A 17,147-nucleotide genomic window follows, 5' to 3' on the forward strand; every position below is an offset into this window, starting at 1 on the left:
CCTCTAGAGTCCTTAAGGGCTCTTTTTTTGTAACTGAGTAAAATATTTTACTAAATATATATGTATAAATAAGTTTACTTTTTTCGTGAATGTTGTTATTTTATAAGAAAGCGGTTACTTTTTTGATTGAGGGGATGACAAATGAAAAAGAATTGGCGCATGGTGTTGCTTAGTGGTGCAGTTCTGACCGTTGCAGCTTGTGGACCACAAGAAGACGGCGATGTTGAGGAAAGTGCTAGTGGGACATCTGCTGATAAATTGGTGATCTGGGAAGACGCTGAAAAAGCAATTGGCATTGAAAAGGCTGTTGCTGCTTTTGAAGACATGCATGGAATCGAAATTGAAGTGATTGAAAAAGAGTATGGCGGGCAGTTAGAAGATTTGCGTTTGGATGGTCCTGCTGGTTCTGGGCCGGATGTATTGACGATTCCCCATGACCAGATCGGCACTGCTGTCGTCGAAGGGCTTCTCGCTCCTTTAGAGGTCGATGATGAAGTGACAGGCCGTTTTACGGAAGAGTCGCTGCTTTCGCAAACGGTTGACGGAGAAGTATACGGATTGCCAAAAGCAGTTGAGACAACGATTCTTTTTTATAACAAAGAACTGGTAGATGAGCCGCCGCAGACGCTTGATGAATGGTACGAGCTGTCGAAAGAGAGAGTTGCTGAAGGCGAATATGGATTTGTGGCAAAATGGGATGAAATTTATTATGCCATGAGCGTAATCGGCGGAGGTGGCGGCTATATTTTCCCGCAAAATGAAGATGGGCAGTATGACGTGAACGATATCGGGCTTGCCAATGAAGGGGCGATTGAAGGCGGCACGTACATTCAAACGTTTTTTGAAGAAGGGCTGTTTCCTGCTGGCATTGTTGGTGAGCAAGGGACTAATGTGCTTGATTCTTTGTTTACTGAAGGAAAGGCGGCTGCGGTCATTTCTGGACCTTGGTCGTTTGAGCCATATGCGCGAGCTGGCATCGATTACGGTGTATTGCCGTTGCCTGCATTGGCGGATGGCGAGCCGATGAGTTCCTTTTTAGGAGTAAAAAGCTATAATGTCTCTTCTTATTCTCAAAATGCAGAACTGGCGCAAGAGTTTGTTGAGTTTTTGACAAATGAAGAGAATTCATTGGACCGTTTTGAACAAACGCGGGAAATACCGCCGCTCACCTCGCTAGTGGAGCACCCAGCCATTGCTGAAGACGAGCATGCGGCAGCTGTTTCTGAACAAAGCCTTTACGCGACAATGACACCGAACAATCCAGAAATGGCCGAAGTGTGGACGCCAATTGACAATGCGTTAGGGTTGATTGCGACAGGACGGACTGATGTACAGGAAGCATTAGAAGAAGCAGTTCAAACAATCGAGTCGCAAATCGAAGCGAACCATAGCCAAAACTGAGGAGCGAACGCCTCTATTAAAAGAGAAGGTGAAGCACGTGAAACTTGACGAGCAACCGAACATGAAGCCTGCCACGAACCATGCGCTCGTGGCGGGGATGCTCGCCATTATCCCCGGAATGGGGCAGATGTACAATAAGCAATTTGCAAAAGGAACGGTTTTCTTCCTTTTTGGTGCAGCTTTTCTGTTTGTATTTAAAGACATTTTTAATATGGGGTTTTGGGGATTAGCGACGCTAGGCGTGCAAACGCCTAGAGATAACTCCGTCTTTTTGTTGGCGGAAGGAATTATTGCAGTCATTGTGGCAGCGTTTGGGCTTGCTTTTTACTATTTCATGATAAAAGATGCGGTGAAGAACGGAAAACGCCGTGACTTAGGGCTTGAGCTTCATTCGATTCGCCGCCAGTACCATCATCTGCTCGATGCGAGCTTTCCCTATTTGATGAGTTCACCTGCCTTTTTTCTGCTGATCTTTACGGTGATTTTTCCGATTTTGTTCAGCTTGGCGATTGCTTTTACCAATTATGATTTATACCATTCTCCACCCGCCAACTTGTTCGATTGGGTGGGGTTGAAAAATTTCCGTGATATCTTTTCTGTCCCGATTTGGCGGTCGACTTTTTTTGATGTGCTTGGCTGGACAGTTGTATGGACGCTTGTTGCGACAACGCTCCAATGCGCGTTGGGCATTTTTTTGGCGATTTTATTAAATCAACGCGATGTACGGGGGAAAGCGTTTTTCCGAACGTTTTTCATTCTCCCTTGGGCGGTGCCAGGGTTTGTAACGATTCTTGTGTTTGCTGGCTTGTTTAATGATTCGTTTGGGGCGATTAACAACCAAATTCTCGCGTTTTTAGGGATTGACGGGTTGCCATGGCTGAATGATCCATTTTGGAGTCGTGTCGCGTTAATTATTATGCAAATGTGGCTTGGGTTTCCGTTTGTGTTCATTATGACGACAGGCGTCTTGCAAGCGATTCCTAGTGATCTCTATGAAGCAGCGACGATTGATGGGGCCGGCTTTATCCAGAAATTCCGCTTGATTACATTGCCGCTTGTGCTCTATTCGATTGCCCCGATTTTAATTACGCAGTATACGTTTAATTTTAACAATTTCAACATCATTTATTTGTTTAATGGCGGAGGCCCACCAATGCCAGGCTCAACAGCAGGGGGCACCGATATTCTTGTGTCGTGGATATACAAACTGACGATGCAGTCATCCCAGTATGCATTGGCCGCAGCGATCACGATGTTGCTGTCGATTTTTGTTATCGCGATTGCCCTTTGGCAATTTAAGCGTACAAACTCCTTTAAAGAGGAGGATATGATGTGATGACCGTTCATGCGAAAAGGCGTATTCGCTTGTTTGTGACTTATACCATTTTGGTTAGTGTTGTCATTGTGATTGCTTATCCACTTGTATGGACAGTCGGGGCTTCCTTTAATCCTGGCAATAGTTTGATGAGCACGTCCATAATTCCAGAGAATCCAACGCTGGCCCATTATATCCATTTGCTTGGGGAGGAGTCGCACCCTTACGTTCAGTGGTACCTCAACTCACTAAAAATTAGCCTCCTTACGATGGCGTTAACGCTCGTGCTTGTTAGCTTTTCTGGTTATGCGTTTTCCCGGTTTCGCTTCAAGGGAAGAAAAAATGGCTTGATGCTGTTTTTGCTTTTGCAGATGATCCCGCAATTCTCTGCCTTGATCGCGATCTTTGTGCTGGCACAAATGCTCGGCTTAATTAATAGCCACTGGGCATTAGTGTTGATTTATGCAGGCGGGCAAATTCCGATGAATACGTTTTTGTTAAAAGGCTATCTTGATTCGATTCCCCGGGACTTGGACGAATCGGCACGGATGGACGGCGCAAGCCATTTTCGCATTTATGGGCAAATCATTATGCCCCTTGCGAAGCCGATACTTGCTGTTGTTGCGATCAATTCATTCACAGGCCCACTAGGTGACTTTATTTTAGCAAGCGTCATTGTCCGTTCGCCGGAAATGTATACACTCCCAATCGGCCTTTATAATTTGGTGTCCAATCCAATGGGAGCAAGCTATACGATGTTTGCTGCAGGGGCGTTGTTGATTTCGATTCCTGTTGCCCTCATGTTCTTGTTGTTGCAAAAGCAGTTTGTCTCTGGATTGACACAAGGAGGCGTCAAAGGATAAACGAAGGAGATGATCGGAAGTTGAGTTTGCGTGGCAAATGGCCGTTTGTCGTATTGCTAGTTAGTATCGTTTTATTTGGAGGTGCGGATGTGAAAGCAGCGGTTACAGTTGAACCAATTGCTGGATTGGATGATCGCTTTATTAAAGGAGCCGATATCTCGATGTTGCCAGAAATCGAGGAAAACGGCGGGCGTTATTATGCCGATGGAGAACAAATTGATCCACTCGTATTGTTGCAGGAAAAGGGCGTAAATGCTGTCCGTATCCGCATTTGGGTAGATCCTTACGATGAAAACGGCAACCCGTATGGCGGAGGGACTGTTGATGGACAGCGCGCCGTTGATCTGGCAAAGCGCGCCCATAGCTATGGTTTTCAACTGTTGCTCGATTTTCACTACAGTGATTTTTGGACAGACCCAGGGAAGCAGTTTAAGCCAAAAAGCTGGGAACATTACAGTTTTCCGGAATTAAAGGACGCTATCTATCACCATACATCAAATGTGCTTGGCCAGTTAAAGGATGCAGGGATCATTCCGGAAATGGTCCAAGTTGGCAATGAAATTAATGCCGGAATGCTATGGCCTGACGGCAAAAGCTGGGGAGAAGGCGGCGGTGAATTTGATAGGCTCGCCGCATTGTTGAAAGCAGGGCTTACTGCCGTGAAAGACTGCGACCCGGGTATCCGTACGATGCTTCATTTAGCAGAAGGCGGAGATATCGATATGGCTCAATGGTGGCTCGATGAGATCGGGAAGCGGGACGTTGATTTTGATGTCGTTGGGTTGTCTTACTATCCTTACTGGGATGGGGATTTCAGTAAGCTCAAACAAGTAATGGAGCTTGTTACTAACGATTATGGCAAAGGCGTCAATGTCGTCGAAACAGCATATGGCTTTACGACAGACAATGGCGACAACTTAGATAATATCTTTTCATGTGAATACGCACAGCTAGTCGGTTATCCAGCATCACCGCAAGGGCAAGCGTCTTACTTGCGCGATTTAATGGCGACGATTCACACGGCAGGAGGAGAAGGGTTCTATTATTGGGAACCACTTTGGATTCCAGTGTCTGGCGCCTCTTGGGCGAACGAAGCCGGAATGCGCTATATCCAAACAGAAGGGGAAGTTGGCAATGCTTGGGACAATCAAGCGATGTTTAATTTTAATGGAGAAGCATTGCCTTCATTAGATGTGTTCCATTTAGTAAACCAACTGAAATGACAAGAAGAGAAGGAGTAGGAGAATGAAATATCCACCAGTACACCCAACAGTGGAAGGGATGATGCATGGCGGCGATTATAATCCTGATCAATGGCTGCACATGCCAGAAATCATTGAGGAAGATTTCCGTTTAATGCCCCTCGCTCATTGCAACACGTTTTCGATTAATATTTTCGGCTGGAGTGCGATTGAGCCAGAGGAAGGAGTCTATACGTTTGCATGGTTAGATGACATTATGGACCGTCTTGCCGAAAAAGGTTACCATGCAATCCTGGCTACGCCAAGTGGAGCGAGGCCGGCATGGCTGTCAAAAGCCTATCCGGAAGTGCTCCGTGTCGAAGCGGACAGACGGCGGAATTTGCATGGACAGCGTCACAACCACTGTTTCACTTCCCCTGTGTACCGCCAGAAAGTCAAGCAAATAAACCGCAAATTAGCAGAGCGCTACAAAGGCCATCCAGCTTTGAAAATGTGGCATATTTCGAATGAGTATGGCGGCGCTTGCCATTGTGACTATTGCCAAGACGCATTTCGAACTTGGCTAAAGCGCCGTTACGACAATCGCTTGGCGAAATTAAACGAAGCTTGGTGGACTGGTTTTTGGAGCCATACGTATACAGACTGGGAACAAATCGAGTCGCCTGCCCCCCATGGGGAATCGATGATCCACGGCCATAATTTAGACTGGAAGCGATTTGTTACTGACCAGACGATTGATTTTTATCGGAATGAAATTGAGCCGCTCCGCGAGTTGACGCCTGAAATCAAGATCACAACGAATTTTATGGGCAATTACCCCCATATGCGGCCGTTTCTTGGGCTGAATTACCGAAAATTTGCTGATGAATTAGATGTGATTAGCTGGGACAGTTATCCGGGCTGGCACGGAGAAAAGCAATCGACGGAAGCACTTGCAGCAGACGTCGCCTTTGTTCATGACATCTACCGCTCTTTAAAAGGCGGGCAGCCGTTTTTGTTAATGGAAAGCACGCCAAGCCTTGTTAACTGGCATGATGTGAACCGCGCCAAGAAGCCAGGCATGCATGAGTTATCGTCATTGCAAGCCGTTGCCCACGGGGCGGATGCGATTCTCTACTTTCAATGGCGCAAAAGCAGAGGCTCTTCTGAAAAATTTCATGGCGCCGTCGTAGACCATGTCGGCCATGAGCATACACGCGTTTTTCAAGAAGTCGCTCAACTGGGACGAACGCTCGAACAGTTGGCTCCCGTTGCTGGTTCGACCATAGAAGCAGATGTCGCAATCATTTATGACTGGGAAAACCAGTGGGCGATTGATGATGCCCAAGCAACGAACAATATCGACAAAGGCTATGCCACCCAAGTACAAAGCCATTATAGAAGCTTTTGGAAACAAGGTGTCCCAGTCGATGTCGTCTCAATGAACGATGACATTTCCACTTACAAAATGGTCGTTGCCCCGATGCTCTATATGCTCAAACCGGGAGTGGCTGAGCGAATCGAAGCATATGTCAAAAATGGCGGTACGTTTATTGCTACGTACTGGAGTGGTATTGTAGATGAAACCGATCTATGTTTCCTTGGCGGTTTCCCTGGTCCATTAAAGCCCGTGCTTGGCGTTTGGGCTGAAGAAATTGACAGTTTGTACCAACATGAAACTGTACCGTTCACGTGGAATGGCGATACGTACGACGCCCATTCATTTATTGAACGAATCCATCTAAAAGGCGCTGAAACAATCGCTGCCTTTCAAGGCGGCAGCTCGCCAACACCGGCTGTCACGAAAAACCGACTAGGCAAGGGAACGGCTTATTATATGGCGTCGGCTAATGAACAACGCTTCTACGATGCTTTTTACGAGCTACTCATTAGCGAAAACGGGCTTGCGCCTTCTGTCGTAGCGTCTCTTCCGACAGGGGTAAGCGTGCAAACAAGGACGAACGGCGAATATGCCTATACGTTTTTCATGAACTTTAGCGAAGACGAAAAGCGTCTTACCCTAAATGGAGAAAAGAAGACGATCCACGGGGAAACGATTGATCAAGTCACGCTTCGCCCATATGGGTGGGAAGTCGTGATCGAAGCGATCTAATTGTAAAAGAGATGAGGCTCATTCGAGGATTTTGAGCATAATAAATATGCTGCACTATAACGAATATAATGAGCTGCTTCGAGTATTACTAGTAAAACAACACATAAGACCGATAGCCCTACACGGCTGCCGGTCTTCCTTTTTTATACAGGTAGAAATAAGAGGGAAAGAAATTATTTGATGTTGGGAAATATCCAATTAACTTACATTATCGGAAAACATCGTCTATACTAGTAGTATTATATATTGATAGAGGTGATACGATGTCATTAATGACTGCTGAAAAAGCTGGGGCGAAAATTGTTGAGTGGTATAGTTGTGTAATTGCTAAGTCTCATGATCAAGCTATTTTGCTTAAAGAAGAAGTCAAGCAACTCCTAAGTGAGATGAAAGACAATGATAAGATATTGGCCTACTATTCTTTAGTTGAATTTAGGCATGACATGCTGATAAATAGATACAACAAAAATGAATTACAGGCTGATTTTCAGAATATTGAACACATAGCTAAAATTGACAACATGTTAAAGTACCTCTATTACTTTGTTAGTGGTCAAAGCGAGTATGTCAATGAACGCTATAGATCAGCTATTAAGCTTTTTAATAAAGCTCAGCGCTTGTTAGAGTATGTGAACGATGAGGCTGAAGAAGCTGAGTTTTATCAATATAGTGGGCTAGTTTATTACAGATTAAACCAATACCTTGTAGCTGCCTCTCATATTGAACATGCAAAGGTTATCTTTGATCGTCTTGAATATACTGAGCCATTATTAAATTGCCAAATTGTATTAGCAGGTATTTATCAAGAGTTGCATAACCCTAAAAAAGCAGAGGACATCTTACTAGATGCCTTGGAAAAGGCCACGGATAATGAGGTAATGCTGGGGTTAATTAATCGATCCTTAGGGCTGAATAAACTTGGCACTAAAGATTACAACCAGGCAGAATTTTACTTTAGACAAGCTTTGTCTTTTAAGGTGCACAAGGATGCAGCGGTTGGAGCTAAAACAACATATAATCTTAGTAATGTTCTTTTCAACCAAGGTAACCATGATGAGGCAAGAAAGCAGTTTAAAGCGGCTCATGCAGGCGCTAAATACTACAAAAATCATGAATACATGGCAAGATGTCTGGCAACAGAAGGATTGCATATCAAAAAAGATTACAGTTTAGTTGATACAGCAATCGATGACCTCAACAAATTAGGCTTGGACTTTGAAGTGGCTGAGGTAGCGGAAGAAGCAGCTAATTTTGCAGAAAAAGAAGGAAATGACAAATTGACATTGAAATATTTAAAAGCAGCTTACAAAGCTCGGCTATTCCAAAATACGTTAGGAGATGACCAACAATGAAAAAGTTTCTAGCACTTAGCGTACTGGTTCTAACTCTTTTAGCAGGAGTAAATAGCTTTGCAACTGGAGAATTTGAGCCGAATGATAAAGTAGAAATTAGTTAAGAAACCTGCCTTTAGTAGCAGGTCTTTTTTTAATTTTAAAACAGTAACACACAAAAAATAGGTGGGTTTTGGTAAGATTGAATTCCTTGCAATAGTGGTAGGAGTCATCTTATTGAAAAAGGTATTTGAAACTATAAACCTGATTTGGTAACAAGCTTTATTTCTATGATTGGTTTAAGTCTTCTCTTAATCATTTCAGAAATGTATGTATTCGCATAATAAGCTCATCGTGTAGAGATACAGTTCTATATAAATTTAATGTAGATTCGTTCTGCCTATCTTTCCTACTTAACTAGATACATGTTGTTAACGAAACTTAGAAATGCCCTCACTCGTATATATAAACCACTGTTTTGCCAGTCACAAATTCTGGTCCGCAATGGACTGAAATGGGGGGATCGGTTTGAATTTTAAGGTTGAAGAGGCGATCGAGGTACTTGAGCGCACGCCGGACACACTTGCTCATTATTTGTCGGGTTTGTCAGAAGGATGGCTGCACTTCGATGAGGGGGAAGGTACATGGAATGCTGTAGAAGTAGTAGAGCATCTTATTGAAGCGGAAAAGCATAATTGGCTGCCAAGATTGGCTTTTATTATTCATGAAGGGGAAAGCAAGCCGTTCCCTGAATTTGATCGTTTTTCTCACTTGCGTAGTGGAGATAATCGTCCAGTAGCACAAGCGTTGGCCGATTTTAAAAACGTGCGGCTGAACAATGTGAACACATTGAAAACGTGGATTGGCGACGGCTTCGATTATGAAAAGACAGGTTTTCATCCTGCATTTGGCCGTGTCAAAGCAAGAGAATTGCTGTCGACGTGGGTCGTTCATGATTTTACGCATATTGCCCAAATAGCGCGCGTTATGGCGGAACGATACAGGGATGATGTAGGGCCTTGGCATGCGTATTTAGGCATCTTAAACAGAAAGTAGCAAGCAGCGTTGTACTGCTTGCTCAACCTTTAGATACAGTTTCGTACTGTTACGTTCAGTCAGATTGACCGTTTTTCAAGAAATCAATCAAGACTGCTTGGTATTGCCTGACTGAATCTGCATAGACCATTTCATTATCGCCATGCCAGTCATAGCCAACGGGGCCAAACTCAACGGCATTTCCGCCGTACTTCGTAAAAAATTGCCCGTCGTTGGAGCCATGTTGCCCGTAAAGTGTCGCCTTTTCCAATTGTGTTTGCGCCACTAACGAGTCCGCGAGCGCTTTGACAAATGGATTGTCTGCTTTTGTTTTGACAGGGCTATTGCAAATATGTGGGCGCACGACGCCGTCCGTGATTCCTTTAATCTGCCTCAAAATCTCGCTAGGCGATTGGTCCGGCAAATAGCGGATGTCCAGTGACATGTCGCATTGGTCAGGCACTTTGTTGTAGACGGTGCCTCCCTTTAACTTCGCAAGGTTAATAGACGGTTCTTTGAACATGGGAGGCGCTACCTCTTGGGCGAACGGCAATTCAAGAATGGCTTCATAGAGTGCATGTGCTTTTAATATGGCGTTATTGCCTTCCCAAGGACGGCTGCCGTGTGCAGGTTCTCCCTTGATGTGAATATCAACCTGCAAGACGCCCTTTGACTGAATGGCGATCCCCATGTTTGTTGGTTCGCCGCAAATGATGAAATCGCCTCTGTGCCCTTGTTCTACTAAGTAGTTGGTGCCGTAAAGGCCTCCTGTTTCTTCATCAGGGACGATTTGAAGTTGAACGCGCCAAGGGAGGGGCACGCCGTTTAACTCTGCCATTGTTTCCATCATTGCGGCTAAACCGGCTTTCATATCCGCCGAACCGCGCCCATAGATTTTTCCTTCCTTTGTGTATGGAGTAAACTGGGATCGGCGGCCTTCAATCACGTCAATATGGCCATTGAGCACAATGGTATTGCTCCCGCTTCCAATGCTAGAGATAAGCATAGAATAACCGTTGTTAACAAGCCGTTCGACTGGCAACCCTTTTTCGCTCAGCCACTTTTCGCAAAAAGCAATTGCTTTGTTGACTCCGGCTTTGGTTGAACTATCTATGCGAATTAAATCCTTTAGCAACGGGATTGGGTCCCCCATGTTTTTCCTCCTAACTTCGCAAATAGTATGATACTCGATCACCGACTTGGATGCAGTTTTGAAAATGTCTTCTCAATTGGGACAACGATGTCATGGCGAGCAAGTTCAAGATTGGGCCGTGTCGTCAGCCACTCCTCTTTGACAGTCTTCCCTGCTGTAAGGGCAATAATGGCGGAAGGAACATCAGCACCAGCGTGGTGAGAAAACGCATAACCTCCGCCAAATCGAGGGTTGATGTCAATGACATAGTAATCATCGCCATTGAAAAACACATCGGCATTCATATAGCCAGCATGACCTAAATGCTCGCCCATTTTGCGGGCAATCTCAACCAACTCAGGTTGATGGACGGTTATGCACCGGTCTACATCGCCGCCTCTCATTTGCAGTTGTTTGCGGATAAACGACGCGCAAAAGCGGCCGTCTAAGTCATTGAATATGTCCAGGCTGTATTTATCACCTTCGATAATTTCCTCGATTAAAATGTTATTTTCTGCTTCTTTCGCGGTCGCATCGTCTAATGGCGACTCTTTTACCGTGTTGACGGCGTGATGGTATGCATGTTCAATGTCTTCAATTTTATGTGCCGTTTCCACGCCAATTGAAGCAGAGCCGTTGCGGGGCTTGATCATTAGTGGAAACGCTATCTGATTGTTAGCGAGGGCAGCTTTCACAGTTGCGATCGAGCAATATGATTTCGGTGCTTTCACGCCAATAGGGCTCAGCAATTGCCGGTAGTTGCCTTTATCGCGGACGCTGTCCACGACTGATTGGTCAGGGGCAAAAACAGCGACTTCCTGTTCTTGAAGTTCCTTTTTGTGTGCAGCTATTTTTGGCACTTCCCAATCATTTAATGGCACAAGACAATCAACGTTGTGTTTTTGGCAAATGGTAAGAATTGCTTCTATATAATGCTCGTCGGTTTGGTGGGGAATGACATAGTTTTCGTCTCCTACTTGTAAAGAAGGGGCGTTGTACTCTGGATCGGCAACAATTACTTTCCCTTCTATGTTTGCTTTCTTTAAAGCCTCTTGAAAGAAGCCAACAAAATCAATTCGTCTAGCACCTGATGTCAGTAATATATTCATGGCAATTGCCTCCTTCTTAAACGTTTGAAAGTTTTATACCCCGGATTTCATATTTAAATCATATTGTTATTAACTCATTCTTTGATCATGGTATGTTAGGTTCCTTTAAGACTAGGTTTTTGTAAATAAATAGGTTGTTGGTAATTCATTCAAATTCTATGTAACTCAGCGAAAGGGGAAGTATCTATGAAGGATGCTCGTCAAGGTTTAAATAGGGGCAGTTGGTTTTACTCTTGACCTTGGACGTTACTCCAATGTTATTGTTGTACTGGAGGAGGAGGGAGGTTCGTATGCAAATCAAAGATTTTGCGAACAAATATCAAATGCAAGCTGATACGATTCGTTATTATGAAAAACAGAATCTATTGAAGCCTAATAGACGAGAGAATGGGTATCGGGAATATGATGAAGAATGTGAAAAACAACTACAGCTTATCATTGTGTTGAAGCAGCTGGGATTTACGATAAAAGAAATTCAACAACTGCTAATGTTAAAAGGAAAAGCAATATCAACGGAATGTAACCTTTCAACCACATCGTTATTCGAGCAAAAAGTAAGCGACCTTGAGGAAAAAATTCAGTTTTACCAACACGCATTAAAAGTATTGCAGACACTTAAAGAGCTAATAGAGGAAGAGAAATATGCAGAAAATAAAGCCATCATTGAAGAATTGATCGTCGTGTTCTTTGAAAGCATGCAAAAAAGGGGGATATCATGACTGTTAGTCAAATCGTCCGTGTTGAAAACGGAGTGGCCTTTGCGCTTTGTTTTTATATTTATATACAGCTAGGCTTTCCAATTTGGTTGTTTTTTGTCCTTCTTCTCGTTCCTGATATAACAATGATTGGTTATGCACTGAATGAAAAAATAGGGGCAACCGTTTATAATATAGGCCACAGTTTTACTCTCCCGCTACTGTTAACACTCTTTTCGTTCTATTTTTCAAACGATAATTTACTTCTTATCTCTATCATTTGGATCGCTCATATATTTATGGATAGACTTTTTGGCTTTGGATTAAAGTATCAAGAGTCGTTTAAAAACACTCACATACAAAGACTATAAATGGAGGCAAGTTGTGAATGAAAGTTTGTCAATTACCAAAAGCTTGCTCCCCTGACGAAAATTACGTTGACTTTTTCGTGATATTCATGTATGGTAAACGAGTAATGAAGTCAAAACAACTGGAGGATTGTTAAAAATATGCATTTCATAAGATTGCGTTTTCTCGTTTTGAACAAGTAATTTTATATGTTCAAAGCTCTGCTTGCTTGCAGAGTAAACGGGAGCAGTCTGCCCATTTTTAATAATTCTTCATGGAACAAATATGCAATAGTGAAATGTGAAGAAAGGGGACTCGTTCTGCCTTTCTTTTTTGTGTGCCTAAACGTTCGTTGTAGGCGTATTTTGGCAAACGTTTGTTTGCGAAATGCGCTTCGGGCGTATTCTTGTTCTCGTTTACTTTAAGCCGCAGACGCTTTCGTCTGCGGCTTTTTTTGTGCAGGTAGAGCTTAAAAAAATGAAAAAGGGGCGAGTAGCCATGACGAAAAAAATGAACAAGTATAATGGGAAAAAACTTAGCCGTGGAGAACCTCCCAATTTTAGCGGTCAGCATTTTATGCACAATAAACGGCTACTGAAGGAAATTGTTGATAAAGCTGACGTCTCTGTTCGTGATACGGTTTTAGAGCTGGGAGCAGGAAAAGGCGCGTTGACGACGATTTTAAGCGAACGCGCGGACCGGGTTCTAGCCGTCGAGTATGACCAAAAATGTATTGAAGCGCTGCAATGGAAACTAGTTGGGTCAAAAAACGTGTCCATTCTCCATCAAGATATTATGAAGGTGGCATTGCCAACGGAACCGTTTGTTGTTGTTTCCAACATCCCTTATTCGATCACAACGGCAATCATGAAAATGCTGTTAAACAATCCAAAAAACAAACTACAACGAGGGGCAATTGTAATGGAGAAAGGAGCAGCAAAGCGGTTTACAAGCGTTTCGCCGAAAGACGCTTATGTGATGGCTTGGCATATGTGGTTTGACATCCACTATGAAAGGGGAATTTCCAGAAGTTCATTTTCGCCGCCGCCGAAAGTCGATTCTGCCCTTGTCCGCATTGTCCGCAAACAGCATCCCCTTTTTCCATATAAAGAGGCGAAAGCGATGCATGACTTTTTATCGTACGCACTAAACAACCCTAGAGCACCCCTTGATCAGGTATTACGAGGAATTTTTACCGCCCCTCAAGCAAAAAAAGTGCGGCAGGCAATCGGCGTCAAACCTGAGACACCAGTGGCCATGCTTCATGCCAGGCAGTGGGCGATGGTTTGTGACGCGATGGTTCGGCATGTTCCAAAAGTGTATTGGCCAAGGCGAAAGAGATAAGAGAGAATGTTAAAGAAAAAAATGGTGAGGAAATATAGACGCTGACTACGGGGATTTGCTACAATAAGTAGGAAAGAACCAACGGGCGCGGAACAGGTTAAAAGCACGAAAAGAGAGGCGGCCACCTCTCTTTTCCATTCGCTTATGAGTTGTTGCTGTTCCGTTGTCCGCCTTTTTGACCAATTTCTTGGTAGAATTCTTTATCATGGTTTTGACTAGTAGTTTGTCCACCTTTTTTGCCGATTTCTTGGTAGAATTCTTTGTCATGATTTTGGCTAGTCGTTTTACCGCCTTTTTCACCGATTTCTTGGTAGAATTCTTTGTCGTGGTTGCGGCTAGTGGCTTCTCCGCCTTTTTCGCCAATTTCTTGGTAGAATTCTTTGTCATGGTTGCGGCTAGTGGCTTCTCCACCTTTTTCGCCAATTTCTTGATAGAATTCTTTGTCGTGGTTACGGCTTGTTGTTTCTCCGCCTTTTCTTCCTGCTTCCTCAACACTCATTTTTCCGTTGTTGCCATTATTGTTGCGGTTATTGTTTTGTGCCATTTTTAATTCCTCCTTTAAGTGGTGTGGTATTTGTATACCTCATAGAAATCAATTAAAACCCCCTTGGTTACATTTTACTCTAATTATCCTAATAAAGTATCTTTCATTTCTATTATTGTATATTTTTGGGTTTTGTGTAAGTCTGTCGTTTTAAATTTTGGGCAGAAGAATGGTAGGATCCTACATAGCGTCGCTGTTTTCAGCGTCATAACTAACGATTCATTCTGCTGTAAACCTGTCTCATTAGGAAGGAAATCGCTTCTTGTTTCGCGAAAGGGTAATCGCTAAGACACTATTTAAAGAAGATGGCCGTGTTTTGGCATGTTTTGCATGTGGAAGACAAAAAACGGATGAAAAAATAACGAAAGTGAGTGTGTGAACAAATGGCTAAAATGCTCATTTTGACAGGGGACGCTGTAGAGGCGCTTGAAGTGTTTTATCCGTATTACCGTTTTCTTGAAGAAGGATTTGAGGTCGATATCGCCTCTCCTGCTGTGAAAAAACTCTATACGGTAAACCATGATTTCGTTGAAGGGTACGAGACATTTGTAGAGAAACCATCCTATCAATTAGACAGCCACATTGCTTTTGAAGATGTGCAACCTGATGAATACGCGGGTTTAATCATTCCTGGGGGACGGGCGCCAGAGTATATTCGCATCCACGAGCACACAGCAGCAATTGTCAATCATTTTCTTGACAACAATAAGCCAGTAGGCGCTATTTGTCATGCTGTACAAGTGCTAGCAGCGGTTGCAGGCGACCGCCTTAAAGGCAGAGCCCTAACAGCGTATACCGCTTGCGAGCCAGACGTGAAAGCACTAGGCGCCGAGTTTCGTAAAGAGAGCGTTTATGTCGATGGCAACCTCGTCTCCGGCCACGCCTGGGATGATTTGCCACAGTTTATGCGCGAGTTTCTTAAGCTGACGCGGTAAGGTTACTATGGGGGCAAGCCTCCCTCGTAAAAGAATGGCTAGCACAATTGTAAAAAACCTCAGTTAGAGATTTAACATTAAGTCTTTGCTCGATGGGAAGAGCAAAGACTTGATGGATGTAAATGTTCTGGTACTCCATTCATCTGGGCTAAACGTTTTTTAGTATGTGATCTTCTAACGCTACCAAGGTCACTTTCTTTTTTCTGTACTTTTTCTTATATCTTTTATAATTAAAACGATTATCCAAATTAAGCCTATTAAAATCAATAGCCTCGAAAAATGATAACTGAATGCTTCCATTGAGCCAAATGCCAGAAACGCAGATAGCAAATAAATAACGTACCCAAAGAAAACGTACAAATGAGGCAGCACATACTTATTCATATTCTTCACACCCCTTTGTTCATCATTAACCTATCCTTTTTAATTATTTATTATCTTTGTTATAAAAAAAAGCTTTATTTTTAAAATTGCGGCTCCTGAGAGATGACAGGTAGATTGGAGCGAAGACAAATTACAAATGCTAGTGTAAATTTAACGTTGGATAAAAAGAGATGATACTCTTTCCTAAACCAGAAGAATTTTATTGCCGAGGTATGATAAGATTGCGGTTACATATTAAGGTGAGGATCGTGACATTGTAGAAGTAGTAAAACCAATAGCAAGTGTAAAAAGATATAGTTTCATATCATATGATCGTATAGATGACTCACTTGGCATATTGGAGGAAGGAAAAGGTTGGAAAAGATTTGTTGGAACTTGGCTTAATCGAAGTGGGAGGAGGAGGCACGTGCATCCTCCTCGGTTACAAGGTTGTTTTAAACCGAAGCTTTCTCCAGTGCGAATACAGCCATTTTTGCTTTGATGACTTGTTTGATTTGTTCATTGCAAGGAATTAAATGGTTACGCAATGAGTCTGTCAAAGCGGCTTCTGCAAATTGGTGTTTGGCTGTGCGTGTCCAAGCGATTAACAATTCCGTGCCGACGTTGATCTTTACAATGCCTCTCGTTACACATTTTTGGATATCTTCATCTTTGACGCCTGTGCCGCCATGGAGGACCAGCGGGAGTGCATGGTTGTTGGCGATCGTCTCAAGCAAATCAAACTGCAAATTGGCTTTTGATTTGTATTGGCCGTGTGTCGTCCCAATAGACAAAGCGAGTGCGTCAATAGTCGCGTGTTGTAAAAACTCGTTGACTTCTTCTGGTTGAGTGAAGCTTACTTGCGCAGAATCGATCATGACCCCGTCTTCGGCGCCGCCGATTATGCCGAGTTCTGCTTCGACGGAGACGTTGTGCGGATGGGCGTACGTGCTAACTTCTACAGTTTTTTCAATATTTTCTGCTATCGGAAGTGCTGAACCGTCAAACATCACAGAGGAATAGCCTGCATCGACTGCCTGTTTGATTTTCGCAAAATCTGTGGCATGGTCAAGATGTAGTGTAACCGGTACAGGAAGTTGCTCGGCAAGAGATTTGACGACAGCGACAAATACGTCATAGCCTACATAATCGGCTGTGCCTGCTGTTGTTTGGATAATAATCGGCAAGTTCGTTTCTCCCGCTGCATGGAGCATAGCTGGAACCATTTCTAGACAATGGGCGTTAAAGGCGCCGACGGCAATGCCTCGTTCTTTCGCGTAAGCGAGCGTTTCTTTTAAATTTGCATACATGCTATTTCCACTCCTTTTTTAATATATTTCCGAAAGAAGTCTCCCTCTTCAAGCGTGTGAAGGGCGTAGCTGTGCGGTAAGGGGGAGATGACTATCGGTTGGGCGATAGCCGAAAAGCTTTTCATATT

The 17,147-nt window shown here is 43.6% G+C and carries 15 protein-coding genes; 11 read left to right on the forward strand and 4 right to left on the reverse strand.

Translation table 11 applies throughout. From position 1 onward, the window contains the following. The first annotated feature begins 141 nt into the window (after positions 1-141). The 7 genes from BC8716_RS10080 to BC8716_RS10110 all read left to right on the forward strand — a co-directional run bounded on the left by BC8716_RS10080 (position 142) and on the right by BC8716_RS10110 (position 9,260). Positions 142-1,401 carry an extracellular solute-binding protein gene (locus tag BC8716_RS10080; protein ID WP_094425348.1) on the forward strand — a complete coding sequence of 420 codons (1,260 nt, stop codon included), beginning with the start codon at positions 142-144 and terminating at the stop codon, positions 1,399-1,401. 61 nt (positions 1,402-1,462) lie between these two features. Continuing rightward, positions 1,463-2,737, forward strand: coding sequence for a carbohydrate ABC transporter permease (locus BC8716_RS10085; RefSeq protein WP_169716006.1), 1,275 nt, complete (start codon positions 1,463-1,465; stop codon positions 2,735-2,737). Continuing rightward, positions 2,737-3,579: a sugar ABC transporter permease gene (locus BC8716_RS10090; RefSeq protein ID WP_094425350.1), complete on the forward strand. Its 843-nt coding sequence runs from the start codon at positions 2,737-2,739 to the stop codon at positions 3,577-3,579. The genes BC8716_RS10085 and BC8716_RS10090 overlap by 1 nt, the downstream gene beginning before the upstream one ends. Before the next feature lie 20 nt (positions 3,580-3,599). Continuing rightward, a complete protein-coding gene (locus BC8716_RS10095; protein ID WP_094425352.1) occupies positions 3,600-4,802 on the forward strand; it encodes a glycoside hydrolase family 53 protein in 1,203 nt (400 codons plus the stop codon). 22 nt (positions 4,803-4,824) lie between these two features. Continuing rightward, the gene (locus BC8716_RS10100; protein WP_094425354.1) at positions 4,825-6,873 is read left to right on the forward strand and encodes a beta-galactosidase; all 2,049 of its coding nucleotides are present in this window, start codon (positions 4,825-4,827) and stop codon (positions 6,871-6,873) included. A gap of 263 nt (positions 6,874-7,136) precedes the next feature. After that, entirely contained in the window at positions 7,137-8,225 is a 1,089-nt protein-coding gene (locus tag BC8716_RS10105) for a response regulator aspartate phosphatase (protein WP_094425356.1), read from the forward strand. A gap of 507 nt (positions 8,226-8,732) precedes the next feature. Next, positions 8,733-9,260: a DinB family protein gene (locus tag BC8716_RS10110; protein WP_094425358.1), complete on the forward strand. Its 528-nt coding sequence runs from the start codon at positions 8,733-8,735 to the stop codon at positions 9,258-9,260. 55 nt (positions 9,261-9,315) lie between these two features. Here BC8716_RS10110 and BC8716_RS10115 read toward each other — a convergent pair whose 3' ends face one another. Next, positions 9,316-10,392: a M20 family metallopeptidase gene (locus tag BC8716_RS10115; RefSeq protein ID WP_094425360.1), complete on the reverse strand. Its 1,077-nt coding sequence runs from the start codon at positions 10,390-10,392 to the stop codon at positions 9,316-9,318. Positions 10,393-10,430: 38 nt separating this feature from the next. Next, a complete protein-coding gene (locus BC8716_RS10120; RefSeq protein WP_094425362.1) occupies positions 10,431-11,480 on the reverse strand; it encodes an ATP-grasp domain-containing protein in 1,050 nt (349 codons plus the stop codon). Positions 11,481-11,770: 290 nt separating this feature from the next. On the opposite strand from BC8716_RS10120, the gene BC8716_RS10125 reads away from it, so the two are divergent. From BC8716_RS10125 to BC8716_RS10135, 3 genes are all read left to right on the forward strand, one after another. After that, entirely contained in the window at positions 11,771-12,199 is a 429-nt protein-coding gene (locus tag BC8716_RS10125; RefSeq protein WP_094425364.1) for a MerR family transcriptional regulator, read from the forward strand. After that, on the forward strand, positions 12,196-12,546 hold the full coding sequence (locus BC8716_RS10130; RefSeq protein WP_094425366.1) for a DUF4260 domain-containing protein: 351 nt from the start codon (positions 12,196-12,198) through the stop codon (positions 12,544-12,546). Before BC8716_RS10125 ends, BC8716_RS10130 begins: the two co-directional genes overlap by 4 nt. Positions 12,547-13,021: 475 nt before the next feature. Continuing rightward, a complete protein-coding gene (locus BC8716_RS10135; protein WP_063844504.1) occupies positions 13,022-13,867 on the forward strand; it encodes a 23S rRNA (adenine(2058)-N(6))-methyltransferase Erm(34) in 846 nt (281 codons plus the stop codon). 142 nt (positions 13,868-14,009) lie between these two features. Here BC8716_RS10135 and gsiB read toward each other — a convergent pair whose 3' ends face one another. Continuing rightward, the gene (gsiB, locus tag BC8716_RS10140; protein WP_062745611.1) at positions 14,010-14,411 is read right to left on the reverse strand and encodes a glucose starvation-inducible protein GsiB; all 402 of its coding nucleotides are present in this window, start codon (positions 14,409-14,411) and stop codon (positions 14,010-14,012) included. Positions 14,412-14,794: 383 nt separating this feature from the next. Here gsiB and BC8716_RS10145 point away from each other — a divergent pair, with 383 nt between their 5' ends. Then, a complete protein-coding gene (locus BC8716_RS10145) occupies positions 14,795-15,346 on the forward strand; it encodes a DJ-1/PfpI family protein (RefSeq protein ID WP_094425368.1) in 552 nt (183 codons plus the stop codon). A gap of 818 nt (positions 15,347-16,164) precedes the next feature. On the opposite strand, the gene BC8716_RS10155 is transcribed toward BC8716_RS10145, so the two are convergent. Continuing rightward, positions 16,165-17,019 carry a class II fructose-bisphosphate aldolase gene (locus tag BC8716_RS10155; RefSeq protein WP_094425372.1) on the reverse strand — a complete coding sequence of 285 codons (855 nt, stop codon included), beginning with the start codon at positions 17,017-17,019 and terminating at the stop codon, positions 16,165-16,167. Between the last annotated feature and the right edge of the window lie 128 nt (positions 17,020-17,147).

It is taken from the genome of Shouchella clausii (genome assembly GCF_002250115.1).
In the GTDB taxonomy this organism is placed as follows: Bacteria; Bacillota; Bacilli; order Bacillales; family Bacillaceae_D; genus Shouchella; species Shouchella clausii.